Source organism: Aurantiacibacter rhizosphaerae (assembly GCF_009807005.1).
GTDB lineage: Bacteria > Pseudomonadota > Alphaproteobacteria > Sphingomonadales > Sphingomonadaceae > Alteraurantiacibacter > Alteraurantiacibacter rhizosphaerae.
Genome location: NZ_WUBR01000003.1, coordinates 70,612 through 82,587, shown reverse-complemented (window position 1 = coordinate 82,587; position 11,976 = coordinate 70,612). Strand labels below are relative to the sequence as shown.

At 60.8% G+C, this 11,976-nt stretch carries 18 protein-coding genes and 1 pseudogene; 9 read left to right on the top strand and 10 right to left on the bottom strand.

Annotation, left to right across the window (positions count from 1 at the left end; all coding sequences use genetic code 11):
• Positions 1-94: 94 nt before the first annotated feature.
• Positions 95-553 carry an RNA polymerase-binding protein DksA gene (gene dksA / locus GRF63_RS12740; RefSeq protein ID WP_160486441.1) on the bottom strand — a complete coding sequence of 153 codons (459 nt, stop codon included), beginning with the start codon at positions 551-553 and terminating at the stop codon, positions 95-97.
• Between the two features lie 287 nt (positions 554-840).
• Here dksA and GRF63_RS12735 point away from each other — a divergent pair, with 287 nt between their 5' ends.
• Positions 841-1,173, top strand: a complete 333-nt coding sequence (locus GRF63_RS12735; RefSeq protein WP_160486440.1) for an SEL1-like repeat protein — start codon at positions 841-843, stop codon at positions 1,171-1,173.
• A 15-nt stretch (positions 1,174-1,188) separates the two neighbouring features.
• On the opposite strand, the gene GRF63_RS12730 is transcribed toward GRF63_RS12735, so the two are convergent.
• Genes GRF63_RS12730 through GRF63_RS12710 form a run of 5 tightly spaced genes read right to left on the bottom strand, consistent with a single transcriptional unit; the run spans position 1,189 to position 4,379 of the window.
• Positions 1,189-2,325, bottom strand: coding sequence for a GNAT family N-acetyltransferase (locus GRF63_RS12730; protein WP_160486439.1), 1,137 nt, complete (start codon positions 2,323-2,325; stop codon positions 1,189-1,191).
• A 10-nt stretch (positions 2,326-2,335) separates the two neighbouring features.
• Positions 2,336-3,082, bottom strand: coding sequence for a glycerophosphodiester phosphodiesterase family protein (locus GRF63_RS12725; RefSeq protein ID WP_160486438.1), 747 nt, complete (start codon positions 3,080-3,082; stop codon positions 2,336-2,338).
• A 3-nt stretch (positions 3,083-3,085) separates the two neighbouring features.
• Positions 3,086-3,547, bottom strand: coding sequence for a RidA family protein (locus tag GRF63_RS12720; RefSeq protein ID WP_160486437.1), 462 nt, complete (start codon positions 3,545-3,547; stop codon positions 3,086-3,088).
• Positions 3,544-4,173, bottom strand: a complete 630-nt coding sequence (locus GRF63_RS12715) for an HAD family hydrolase (RefSeq protein WP_160486436.1) — start codon at positions 4,171-4,173, stop codon at positions 3,544-3,546. Before GRF63_RS12715 ends, GRF63_RS12720 begins: the two co-directional genes overlap by 4 nt.
• Positions 4,170-4,379 carry a DUF3572 family protein gene (locus GRF63_RS12710; RefSeq protein ID WP_419865962.1) on the bottom strand — a complete coding sequence of 70 codons (210 nt, stop codon included), beginning with the start codon at positions 4,377-4,379 and terminating at the stop codon, positions 4,170-4,172. The genes GRF63_RS12715 and GRF63_RS12710 overlap by 4 nt, the downstream gene beginning before the upstream one ends.
• Positions 4,380-4,538: 159 nt before the next feature.
• Here GRF63_RS12710 and GRF63_RS12705 point away from each other — a divergent pair, with 159 nt between their 5' ends.
• The 4 genes from GRF63_RS12705 (at position 4,539) to GRF63_RS12690 (ending at position 7,159) form a co-directional block, all read left to right on the top strand.
• Positions 4,539-4,928, top strand: coding sequence for a response regulator (locus tag GRF63_RS12705; RefSeq protein ID WP_160486435.1), 390 nt, complete (start codon positions 4,539-4,541; stop codon positions 4,926-4,928).
• 246 nt (positions 4,929-5,174) lie between these two features.
• Complete coding sequence (locus tag GRF63_RS12700; RefSeq protein ID WP_160486434.1) at positions 5,175-5,417, top strand: acyl carrier protein; 243 nt, start codon at positions 5,175-5,177, stop codon at positions 5,415-5,417.
• 7 nt (positions 5,418-5,424) lie between these two features.
• Positions 5,425-6,675, top strand: coding sequence for a serine palmitoyltransferase (gene spt / locus GRF63_RS12695; RefSeq protein WP_160486433.1), 1,251 nt, complete (start codon positions 5,425-5,427; stop codon positions 6,673-6,675).
• 52 nt (positions 6,676-6,727) lie between these two features.
• On the top strand, positions 6,728-7,159 hold the full coding sequence (locus GRF63_RS12690) for an OsmC family protein (RefSeq protein ID WP_160486432.1): 432 nt from the start codon (positions 6,728-6,730) through the stop codon (positions 7,157-7,159).
• Here GRF63_RS12690 and GRF63_RS12685 read toward each other — a convergent pair whose 3' ends face one another.
• Genes GRF63_RS12685 through GRF63_RS12675 form a run of 3 tightly spaced genes read right to left on the bottom strand, consistent with a single transcriptional unit; the run spans position 7,160 to position 9,047 of the window.
• Complete coding sequence (locus GRF63_RS12685; protein ID WP_237392484.1) at positions 7,160-7,855, bottom strand: aquaporin; 696 nt, start codon at positions 7,853-7,855, stop codon at positions 7,160-7,162. It abuts the gene before it with no gap.
• Positions 7,848-8,363, bottom strand: a complete 516-nt coding sequence (locus GRF63_RS12680) for an arsenate reductase ArsC (protein WP_160486431.1) — start codon at positions 8,361-8,363, stop codon at positions 7,848-7,850. Before GRF63_RS12680 ends, GRF63_RS12685 begins: the two co-directional genes overlap by 8 nt.
• 27 nt (positions 8,364-8,390) lie before the next feature.
• Positions 8,391-9,047: a YqaA family protein gene (locus GRF63_RS12675; RefSeq protein WP_160486430.1), complete on the bottom strand. Its 657-nt coding sequence runs from the start codon at positions 9,045-9,047 to the stop codon at positions 8,391-8,393.
• Positions 9,048-9,283: 236 nt separating this feature from the next.
• On the opposite strand from GRF63_RS12675, the gene GRF63_RS12670 reads away from it, so the two are divergent.
• The 4 genes and pseudogenes from GRF63_RS12670 to GRF63_RS12655 all read left to right on the top strand — a co-directional run bounded on the left by GRF63_RS12670 (position 9,284) and on the right by GRF63_RS12655 (position 11,193).
• A complete protein-coding gene (locus GRF63_RS12670) occupies positions 9,284-9,763 on the top strand; it encodes a hypothetical protein (RefSeq protein ID WP_160486429.1) in 480 nt (159 codons plus the stop codon).
• Positions 9,750-10,205 (top strand): annotated as a pseudogene (locus GRF63_RS12665) (terminase large subunit domain-containing protein); the annotation flags it as partial. The gene GRF63_RS12670 and the pseudogene GRF63_RS12665, both read left to right, overlap by 14 nt.
• On the top strand, positions 10,195-10,605 hold the full coding sequence (locus tag GRF63_RS16565) for a DUF2793 domain-containing protein (protein ID WP_237392483.1): 411 nt from the start codon (positions 10,195-10,197) through the stop codon (positions 10,603-10,605). The pseudogene GRF63_RS12665 and the gene GRF63_RS16565, both read left to right, overlap by 11 nt.
• Positions 10,606-10,662: 57 nt before the next feature.
• Positions 10,663-11,193, top strand: coding sequence for a superoxide dismutase family protein (locus GRF63_RS12655; protein WP_160486426.1), 531 nt, complete (start codon positions 10,663-10,665; stop codon positions 11,191-11,193).
• A 32-nt stretch (positions 11,194-11,225) separates the two neighbouring features.
• Here GRF63_RS12655 and queC read toward each other — a convergent pair whose 3' ends face one another.
• Entirely contained in the window at positions 11,226-11,918 is a 693-nt protein-coding gene (queC, locus tag GRF63_RS12650) for a 7-cyano-7-deazaguanine synthase QueC (RefSeq protein WP_160486425.1), read from the bottom strand.
• Between the last annotated feature and the right edge of the window lie 58 nt (positions 11,919-11,976).

The following is an 11,976-nucleotide window of genomic DNA, read 5'->3' as shown; positions in this document are numbered from 1 at the left end:
AGTTACCGCCGGAATGCGGGCCGAATAGCTAACGAGACGTTAAGATATCCAATGCGTGCATGCCCTGTCCCATTCTGGGCCAGTTCCGAGGCTCTCAATTGTCGCGCGAAATCTTCTCACGGCGTTCGTGCGCCTGCTGCGCCTCCACCGTCATCGTGGCGATGGGGCGGGCGATCAGGCGGTTGATGCCGATGGGTTCGCCCGTCTTGTCACACCAGCCGTATTCACCCTCGTCCAGGCGGCGCAGGGCGGCATCAATCTTGGAAATCAGCTTGCGCTGCCGGTCTCGCGTGCGCAGCTCTATGCCCCAGTCGGTTTCGCTGGAAGCACGGTCATTCAGGTCAGGCTCCCGAATAGGCCCGTCTTGCAGATTCTGCAGTGTCCCCGCAGATGCCGAGACGATGCTCTTCTTCCATTCCAGCAGCAGAACGCGAAAATAGTTCAGCTGCTTTTCTGACATATACTCTTCATCTTCGCTGGGCGAATAATCAGCAGGCAGGGCTCGCTTCGCCTTGGCAAGGATGTCGATATCGTCATGTGTGGCTATGGCCATTCAGTCACTCCGAAATCCGATCGCGGGGGGCTTCCCCTGCTGCATCCGGTGACCGGCCCATATTTATCGGGCTCTATCCCCCCGGCTGCTGAAGCCGTGATCCGGCGGGCCTATACGGTGCCCGCAATGCTGGCACAAGCGGCAATCTAAATTGGCACCGATATGAAGCTGTCTGAAGGGGCGCATCCATAAATTCGCAGCCTTGTTAACCATTTCTTGACCACGTTGGCGAAGAAATGGGCTTGTCCGGACACAGGGGATCGGACTTAAACAGGGGACTTACGATCATGGAACTTGCCAAGATCGAGACTTTCGCAAAAATCCAGTCAGCCGATGTTTCGGCGGCGGACATGCTGGTGCCGCGCTGCCTGGCAGCCGCAGCAGAGGGTGACACCGATGCCTATTACGACCTTGGCGTTGCCTATTCCACCGGCAGCCACGGTGTGAACTGCGATCTGATCGAAGCGCACAAGTGGTTCAACCTTGCCGCCGCGCATGGTCATGAAGCTGCCAGCTGGTGCCGTGCCGATGTATCGGATGAGATGACCGCCCGCGATATTGCAGAGGCGCAGCGCCGGGCTCGCGAATGGCTTCGTCAGGGCGTGCGCAAGGCCGCTTGAGCAAGTGTGGCGTAGCTAACGCTGCTTGAACGGCGTTCGCTCGGCCAGGTGCAACTGGTCCATGCCCACGCCCATGCGCTCGCGGGAGAGGAAATCTTCCACCGCGTCGCGAAAACCCGGATCGGCGATATAGTGCATCGACACTGTCGCCACCGGTTCATATCCGCGGGCCAGCTTGTGCCCGCCTTGCGCACCAGCCTCCACCCGCTCCAGCCCCAGCTCGATGGCGGCATCGATGGCCCGGTAATAGCAAAGCTCGAAATGCAGGAAGCGGCGGTCTGACAGGCAGCCCCAATAGCGACCGTAAAGCGCCTTCGTGCCGATGAAATTCAGCGCGCCTGCAATCGGTATGCCATCCTCGAACGCCAGCAGCAGCAACAGCTTGTCGGCCATGCGTTGCCCCATCAGGTCAAACGCTTCACGCGTCAGATAGGGGGTGCCCCACTTGCGCGCTCCGGTATCCTGGTAGAACAGCCAGAAGGCATCCCAATGCTCGGGTTTGATATCCGCGCCGGTCAGCGCCTCTATGGAAATGCCTTCGTTTGCCGCCAGCCGTTCCTTGCGCAGATCCTTGCGCTTGCGGCTGGTGAGATCGGCCAGGAAACCGTCGAAATCGGCATAGTCGCGGTTGTACCAGTGGAACTGGATATCCTCTCGCCGCAGCCATCCCGCGTCCTCAAACAGATCGTGCTGGGCGGGTTCCACAAATGTCGCATGCGCGCCGGACCAGCCGTTCTGATCCACCAGTTGCTCTGCTGCGCGCAGCATGGGCGCGGCATAGCGATTGTCTTCCAGCAGCAGCCGCGGGCCGGTGGCGGGCGTGAATGGCACGCAGACCTGCAATTTGGGATAGTAATCGCCGCCCGCCCTTTCCCACGCATCGGCCCAGGCGTGATCGAACACATATTCGCCTTGGCTATGCCCTTTCAGATAGCTGGGCAGCGCGCCAACCAGCCTGCCGTTGCCATCTTCCAGCAGCAGCGGCGCCGCCTGCCAGCCGCTGCCGGGGCCGACGCTGCCCGAATCTTCCAGCAGGGTTAGAAACGCATGGCTGGTGAAGGGATTGTCAGGACCTGCCAGCCTGTCCCAATCGGCCTGCGCGATGCTGCCGACGGCAGGAGCAATTCTTGCAGAGAGCGCGGTTTGGGTCATCCGCGCCTATCTAGGCGCCGCCCTGCCAGGCTGCCACCCCTGCAGCTTCCATAATCGGCACGGCGCCGCTTTCCAGCGCCGTATCCAGCTGCGCGGCGGTGCGCACGGTCCAGCTGAACAGTGCCCTGCCCTTGCGCCCCTGCGCGCGTGACAGGCTGCTGGGCAGATCGCGAATGTCGAGCGCAAGAAAATCCGGCCTGGCGGTTACGATCGAAAGCCTGCGCTTGATCGCGCCTGTCAACGTGCGGGCATTCTGCTGGGTCATCACCAGTCCGCGCGGGCAATCCGGCTCGTTAGCGGCAAACCAGCGGGACACGCGCGGATCAAAACTCATCACACCGGCAGCGCCCCGATATCCATCCAGATCGCGGCGCACGGCACGGCAGATGGCATCGATCGGGCGGCGATCATCGCTCTTGATCTCCAGCAGCAGCGGCACCTGCCCATTCACCAGATCAAGCACATCGCGCAAGGTGGGAATGGGTTCCTCGCTGCCGGTCAGCATCATGCGGGTGAGTTCCCCCACTGGAGATGCGGCGGTCGGCCCGGCGCGGCCCGTCATCCGCTCCAGATCGGCATCGTGGAACACGACTGCGCGGCCATCGCTGCTTTTGCGAATGTCGCATTCAATGCCCAGCCCGGCGGCAATCGCCGCGCGAAAGCTGGCGAGAGAATTTTCGGGCACGGCGCTATCATGCAGGCCGCGATGGGCATACGCGCTGGCCTTCAGTGCCGCAATCTGCTCGGCCCGCGACATCGATCAGTTGCCGCGAATGGCAATCACCGCGTCCACCTCCACCGCAGCGCCCAGCGGCAGGCTGGGCACGCCCACGGCGGCACGGGCATGGCGTCCGGCCTCGTCAAACACTTCGAACATCAGATCGGATGCGCCGTTCACCACCTTGTGCTGATCGGTGAACGACGGGGTGGAGGCAACGAAGCCGCCCAGCTTGACGATTCGCTCTACCTTGTCGAGCGAGCCGATCACCCCCTGCAACTGGGCAAGGATCATCAGGCCGCAGGCACGGGCTGCGGCCATTGCGCGATCCACGTCCACATCGTCACCCAGCGTGCCCGTAACCAGTTCCCCATCGATGAAAGGCAGCTGGCCTGAAACAAAAGCCAGATCACCCTGCACCATCACCGGCACATAACTTGCCAAGGGCGGCGATACTTCGGGCAGTTCGATGCCCAGTTCTTGCAGACGCTGTTCAATGCTCATCGTGTCTCTCCGTGCAGGGTTTCCTGGATCCATGGCAGGGCATCGGCCCAATTGTCTATTCGCGCGTTGGCATGGCCTGCCTGCTGCGCGCACGGGATATGCGGGGCAATGGCAGGCTCTCCGCAGAAATGCAGGCGGTGGACATGCGGCACCGTTTCAAAGGCCGATTGGTGGTGCTGCGCCAGATCATCGATGAAGACGGCGCGCTGGCTCCCGTGCTCCTCCACGATCCGCTTCAGCGCCTCGCCTTTCGGCCCCTGGTTGGTGAAGACTTTCGCATCGATGCCCAGTGTCTTCAGCTGGTGCTGGCGCGCTTCGTTGCGGGCATCGGTAAGGTTGGTGAGGACAACCACGTCGGCATCGCGTTGCAATTGCGCGATGGCATCGACAGAGCCTTCGATGGGCAACTGGCTGTTCATCTGCGTGTCGAAAAATCCGCCCAGCAGGGCCCACACTTCCTTTTCCGCCAGCGCCTCGTCACTGCCGCGCCGCTGCATCGACTGAACGAACGGATTGCCCTCCAGCTGAAACTCGATGTCATGCTGCGTATCCAGCCATTCGCGGAAGTGGCGCACCATGTGCAGCAACACCTCGTCGCAATCGGTAACCACCAGTGGACGGCTCATCGGTGTAACTCCCTGGCTGCGGCCACCAGTTGCTCTGGCGCAATCTCCAGCGCCTCTGCCGCGCCGATCAGGTCCGGCTCGTGCTGGCAGAGGAAATCCAGGATTGCGCGGTGGGTTTGCGTCTCGGTGATGCCATCGCGCAGACCGTCTGGCGTGAGGCCCGTCAGGTCCAGCAGGCGCTGCGCACGGGCATCATCCGCCAGCACCCAGCCGAGCGCTGCCAGGGCGAGTGCGGAGGCATCCTTAACGGAATTTTCATTGACGTTGCTAATTGTAAGTGGTCCGATATAACAATTGTAATCTGGTCCGATATAACAATAACTGGTTGCAGACCTCCACAGAAGCTGGAGGCGTTTGGGGGCTAAATGACGAAGCGTATCCTCGTTGTCGAGGACAACGATTTAAATAGGAAGCTTTTCTGCGACGTGCTGCAGGCCGGTGGCTTTTCGGTCGAGCCTGTTGCCGACGGAAACCTCGCCATCGAAAGGGCGCGGGCCTTCACCCCGAACCTGGTCGTCATGGACATTCAGCTTCAGGACGTATCTGGCCTGGACCTCATCTCCATCCTAAAACACGATGCCGAGCTTGCCGATGTGCCGGTGCTGGCGGTCACAGCCTATGCCGGCAAGGGCGATGAGGAGCGCATTCGCGATTCGGGGGCGGACAGTTACCTGTCAAAGCCCGTCAGCATCGGGCCTTTCATGGCAGCCGTCAGGGATCTTGTCGAAGATTCGACTGCCGAAGCGGCCGAATAAACCTGACCGTTAAAAGACTGTCCACGACCGTGAGTTGCCATTTTGGCGGCCATCCCAGGATTGCACGCGGCGCATCCGCGACTCCCCCGCAACGCTCGCTCACGCCCTGTTCAGCGCACCACGTGCTTGTGCGCTTGAAGGCCGCCTGCTGGCCGCGCTTGACAAGCGGCGACGCGAAAGCTTTGCCGCAACGCCCGCCCTGCACTATAGGGGGCAACCGCTTTTTAGCCCGAGGAATTTTCCCCAATGGACCGCGCCGAAGTCGACACCCGCATCCGCACGATCATCGAACCCTTCAACAAGAAGGGCATCGTCATCACCGAAGACACCACCTTTGCTGGCGATCTTGAATTCGACAGCCTGACCGTGATGGATTTCGTCGCCGCGATCGAGGATGATTTCGATATCATCATCACCATGAACCAGCAGGCCGAAATCGAGAAATACGGCCAGCTGGTCGATGCAGTGCACAGCCAGGTCAGCAATTGAGGCTATCATGAGCGAAGGTATCATCCAGGCGGACAAGCCGCCCCGGCGCACGGGCGATACGCCCGATCTTTTCAGCAAGTTCGACGATACGATCGCCTTGCGCGAAAACCTGCTTGCCAGCGGGGTGGAGGATCCCTTCTCGCTGGTGATGGAGCAGGTCCTGTCTCCCACGCGCGCCATCTGCAACGGGCGCGATACGATCCTGCTGGGCACCTATAATTACATGGGCATGACGTTCGATCCCGATGTCGTGGCAGCAGGCCAGCAGGCCCTTGCCGATTTCGGATCGGGCACCACCGGCAGCCGCGTGTTGAACGGCACATACCAGGGCCACAAGGAGTGCGAGGACGCGCTGCGCGAGTTCTATGACATGGATCATGCCATGGTATTCTCCACCGGATACCAGGCCAACCTCGGCATCATCTCCACCATCGCGGGCAAGGGCGACTATGTGGTGCTGGATATCGATAGCCATGCCAGTATCTGGGACGGCTGCGCCATGGGCAATGCCGAGATCGTGCCCTTCAAGCACAATGACATTGCCGCCATGGAAAAGCGCCTGAAACGCATTCCCGAAGGCGCGGGCAAGCTGGTGGTTCTGGAAGGCGTCTATTCCATGCTGGGCGATATCGCCCCGCTGAAGGAGATGGTGCGCATCGCCAAGGAAAACGGCGCCATGGTGCTGGTGGACGAGGCGCATTCCATGGGCTTCATTGGCGAGAACGGCCGCGGCGTGGTGGAAGATGCAGGTGTGATCGACGATGTCGATTTCATCATCGGCACCTTCTCAAAAAGCGTGGGCACGGTGGGCGGCTTCTGCGTTTCCAACCATCCCAAGTTTGAAATCATGCGGTTGGTGTGCCGCCCCTATGTCTTCACGGCATCCCTGCCGCCATCGGTGGTGGCCACGGCAGCCACCTCCATCCGCAAGCTGATGACGGCCTCGGCCAAGCGTGAGCATTTGTGGAAGAATTCGCGCAGGCTGCACAGCGGGCTGACGGAGCTGGGCTTCACGCTAGGAACGGACGAACCGCAAAGCGCCATCGTGGCGGTTATCATGCCTGACCTTGAGAAAGGCGCTGCTATGTGGAGCGCGCTTTTGACAGAAGGCCTGTACGTCAACCTTGCGCGCCCGCCCGCAACGCCTGCCAACATGACGCTGCTGCGCTGCTCGCTTTGCGCCGAACATTCGGACGAGGAGGTGGAAACCATTCTCGGCATGTTCGAACGTGCGGGCAAGGCCGTGGGTATTATCTAGCTTCGGAACCAGCGGTCAGGCCTGCACGTCTTCATGGAAAGGAGAATTTTTCATGAAGACGACGAACACCGGCTCCGCAACTTACGAAGGCCTTGGCAAAGATGGTAAGGGCCACGTGTCCACCGGGTCTGGCGCGCTGTCTGCGCAGCCCTATGGATTTCAGACGCGGTTCGAGGATGCAGCCGGCACCAACCCCGAAGAACTGATCGGCGCGGCCCATGCCAGCTGCTTCACCATGGCGCTCAGCTTCAAGCTGGCGGAGGCTGGCCACACCGACGGCTCCGTCACCACCAATGCCGAGGTTACGCTGGAAAAGGATGGCGATGGTTTCACCGTCACCAAGTCCGCGCTGGCGACAAAGGCCAAGGTCCCCGGCATGGATCAGGCAAAGTTCGAGGAACTGGCAGCCGAAGCGAAGGAAGGCTGCCCGATTTCCAAACTGCTGAATTGCGAGATCACGCTGGAAACCAGCTTCGAGGGATAATCAGTCCGTCGACTTAGACCGTGCAGCACTGGCTTGGCTCTCAAACATCCAGCCAGCCAGTGCCACGGCTATCACCGCGCCGGCCAGCTGCGCCGCGATAAATCCCGGAACATCGGCGGGTGCGATACCGGCGAATGTGTCAGACAGGCTGCGCACCAGCGTGATCGCAGGATTGGCAAAGCTTGTGGAACTGGTGAACCAGTAGGCCGCCGTAATATACAGCGCGACTGCCGTGGGGATGGCGCTTTCCCGCAATCGCACCAGCGCGAGGATGGTGAACACCAGGCCGAACGTTGCCACGAACTCGCCTGTCCATTGGCCGATGCCGACGCGAGCCTTCGTGGAGAATTGCAGGATGGGCAGATCGAACATCACGTGGACCGCCCATGCCCCAAGTGCCCCTGCAGCGATCTGCGTGACGACATATGCCCCGCCCGCGCACCATCCGATCTCTCTCCGCAGCGCAAAGGCCAGCGTCACCGCAGGATTGAAATGCGCACCGGATACAAGGCCCAGCATGACGATAACCACATAGAGGATCGCGCCTGTTGCAATCGTGTTGGCCAGCAGTGCCAGTGCCACATTGCCGCCCGCCAGCGCTTCCGCCATGACGCCGGACCCGATCACCCCTGCAAACAGGAAAAAGCTTCCGATTGCTTCGGCTACAAGGCGTTTGGGCAGATCAAACTCAGCCATTTCCCGTCGATCCTTCTGCGTTGCGACCGATTTGGGTGAGAGCATCGCGCCACTCGCGCTGCGTGATCGCCTCTTCATCTAACGCCAGCATCGCATCGATCCTGCTCGACAGGCGGCGATAGGCGGTCTCGAATCCGCTGAGATCGCCGTCGATATGCGTGCCATCCGCCGCCACGCTGGCGGGATCGGGAATGCCCCAGTGCGCCTGACCGGGATGGCCAGGGAAGATCGGGCAGCTTTCGCCCTTCGCATTGTCGCACACCGTGATGACTGCGTGGATCGTCGGTGCGTGCGGCGTGGTGAATTCATCCCAGCTCTTCGATCGCATGTCTTCCACGCTGTGCCCCTTTGCCATCAGCAGCTGCAACGCCAGCGGATTGGGCACGCCGCGCGGCGTGCTGCCGGCAGAAAAGGCGGCAAAGCGGCCTGCACCGGCATCGCGCAATATCGCCTCCGCCAGTATCGAGCGCGCGGAATTGGCGGTGCAGAGAAACAGGATATTGCGCATGGCCCCTCCCCGGTTTGCGAATGCGGCTTACTGTGCCCTTACATCTTCCATGGAAGTGACATTGGCACATGGATCATCCGATGCGCCGGTATCGTCATGACCGCCGCCAAGCTGCGTGATCGCCAGGAAGCCGCCCACCACCAGCACGACGAAAATCGTGGTCACCGTGCCCAGATATTTGTCAATAATGGCCTTGATCGGTGCGCCGAAGAACTGGAACAGCACGCCCACCACCATGAAGATAAGCGCGCGCCCGGCAATCGCGGCGATCAGGAAGGTAACGAGGTTCATCTCGATAAAGCCGGCGGTGATCGTCATCAGCTTGAACGGGATCGGCGTGCCTGCCGCCAGGAACACGGCAATCGCGCCCTGTTCGCGGATATAGCATGCCGCAGCCGGGAAACTGTCCGTCAGGCCCAGCGCGCCGATTAGCCATTCGCCCACCGCCTCGTACAAAAAGAAGCCGATCATATAGCCGAACAGGCCGCCCAGCACCGATGCCGCGGTGCATATCGCGGCATAGCGGATCGCACGCTTCGGCTCTGCCAGGCACATCAGTCCCAGCAGCGGATGCGGCGGGATGGGGAAGAAGCTTGATTCGATGAAGGAGAAGAAGGCTAGCCACCACTGCGCATGGGGATGCGCGGCCTTGGCCATAGTCCAGTTGTATAATCCGCGAAGCATGGCCGGTCCTGAATTGCTGTCCGCCGCTTAGTGCAGCTTTGCACGCCCGGCAAGTCCTACAAACTAACCCATATGGCACTTTATCATTGACATCGTGACACTGTTTGGTTAGAGAAAAGGAACATCGCGATAAAGCGAGTCGGCAGCAAGCTGTTTTCAGGGCGGTCCCGCAGGGGAACCGCCCTTTTTCGTGCCCGCAGCCGATCTGATCAAAGCAACTGCAAGGGTGGGGTCACATGGCAAAACGCGTAAAACCGCGAAAGGACCAGAAAGGTCAGAACCTGAGCCAGAACTGGAAGCTCATTTTCCTCGAAACACTGGCCGAGACTTCCAATGTTTCCGAGGCCGCGCGCAAATCGGGCGCGATGACGTCCTATGCCTATAAATGGCGGCGCGAGAGCCCGGAATTCCGCGCCCAGTGGAGCGCCGCTCTGCTGGAGGGGTATGAGCACCTGGAGATGGAAACGCTGCAGCGCCTGCGTTTCGGCACGCCGCCGGGCGATACCAAGTTCGATATCGCCAATGCCCTCAGGCTGCTGGCCGCACATCGCGAGGCGGCGGCAAAGGAAAAGGCCCGCCAGGGCAAGCGAGACAAGGCCGCCGTTCTGGCCAGCCTGAATGCCAAGCTGGACCGGATGCGCGAGCGCCGCGCCGCTGCCGAACGCCTGCTGAAAGAGGATCGCGTTATCGAGATCATTCCCAATGAACGGGACTGAGAACCGGCGCGCGCTCACCGCGCTGGACGATCCGGAACGCTATGATTTCCTTTCAGAGCTGAGCGGCGATGAAAGAGACCTGCTGGAAGGCCACTGGCCCCTGTGGGCCCGTGCCGAACAAATGCCGCCCAACGGCGACTGGCGCCTGTGGCTGATCTGCGCTGGGCGTGGTTTCGGCAAGACGCGGGCAGGTGCCGAATGGGTTCGTCATATCGCAGAAGAAGACCCGCACGCCCGCATCGCGTTGGTAACCCGCTCTATTGCGGAGGCGCGCGCCGTCATGGTGGAAGGAGAAAGCGGAATCATTGCCTGCCACCAATATCCCGAAGCACCGGATTTTGAACCCTCTCTGCGCAGGCTCACCTGGCCCAATGGCGCGCAGGCCACATTGTACTCAGCCAGCGAACCGGAATCGCTGCGCGGCCCGCAACATGGTTATGCGTGCGGCACAGGCGCAGAAAGAGTTCACGGTGAACGAGGCATTCGCACTGATCGATGCCCTGCTACACCCCGTGATAGAGGGAGTGGCCGACAATCCCCCTGCCACTCCAGCCGATGGCGAATGCTGGATCGTCGGTGGCCAGCCGACCGGCGAATGGATTGGCAATGCGGGCCGATTCGCCTGCCGCCAAGGTGGCAACTGGCTGTTTGTCTCTCCGGTTGAGGGCATGGTGATATTCAACCGGTCGGCAAACCGCACTGCGCGCTACAACGGCGGATGGATCGTGCCTGCCGCCGTCAACCTGCCAGTAGCAGGTGCTACGGTGGATGCAGAGGCGCGCGCGGCAATCGGGGAGATCGTGGAGGCACTGAAGGCAGCTGGTATCCTGGCCACAGAATAACGGACCCTTCTTTGGAGGTGTGCGTAGTGAGGGTGAGATCAAATTTAAGGAGCCATCATGCGCTATCGCAGCCTTCCCCTCGTCGCCCTCGCCCTGCTCGCCACTTCCGGCTGTGCCACGGCCTACGAAGAGACAGGATCTGAGCTTGGATCTGCAATGCTGATGGATCGCAGCGGTAACAATGTTGGCTCTGCCATGCTGTATTCCGAAGGTGACGAGGTAACGGTATCCGTTTCACTGCAGGGTATGCCTGCCGGTACACACGCCGTACACCTGCACACCACTGGCGATTGCAGCGCCACCGATTTTACGTCCGCTGGCGGGCACCTCAACCCCATGGGCAATGAACACGGCACCCTCAATCCTCAGGGCGCGCACCTGGGTGATCTTCCCAATGCAGAAGTCTCTTCAGCTGGCGTTGGCACCATTAGCACGACCCTTCGCGGGACGCGCGCAACGGTGTTGACCGAGATTTTTGATGCGGACGGCACGGCTCTTGTCGTGCACGAGGGCGCCGATGATTATCGCTCCGATCCTGCTGGCGATGCCGGAAGCCGCGTAGCCTGCGGCGTCTTCTCGCAAAGCTAATTTTGTGGATGGCTCCGTGTAAGGAGCGCTAACTACTCGGGTTTATTGGCGTAGTTAGTCGTGTCCTTCACATCAGCCTCAGCAAAGCCTTTCAGCCGCAGGCGGCAGCTATCGCATAAACCGCACGCCTGCCCATCCGGCGTGGGATCATAGCAAGACCAGCTCCACGCCGGGTCAAGCTCGAGCCTTGCACATTCTCGCGCAATTTCCGCCTTCGTCATGTGCTGAAGAGGCGCGTGAATCCAAAAGGCTTGCCCTTCCACCCCTTGCTTTGTGCCCAGCCGAGCTGTTTCGGCAAAGCTGGCGATGAATTCTGGCCGGCAGTCGGGATATCCCGAATAATCCAGGGCATTGACCCCGATGAAAATGTCGCTCGCGCTCGCGCTCTCGGCAAAGGCCGTTGTCAACGACAGGAACAGCAGATTGCGCGCGGGAACGTAGGTGACAGGGATATCTGTGCCGACGCCAGACTTTGGTACGTCGATATCCGCCGTCAGCGCGGAGGCGCCAAACTGACGGAGATCCAGCGGGAGCCGCACATGCCGCTCCACGCCCAGTTTTTGCGCAATAAACTCTGCCGATTGCAATTCACGCACATGGCGCTGGCCATAATCGATGGTGAGCGCGTTGAGGCGGTAGCCCTGCTCCAGTGCGATGGCGCTCGTCACCATCGAATCGAGCCCGCCCGAAAGCAGCACGACTGCGATCTTTCCATTATCATCCATCAGATTTGGCTAGGCAGTCATGCCCGATTGGGCAAGAGGCGCGATCAGCAGGAGCCGA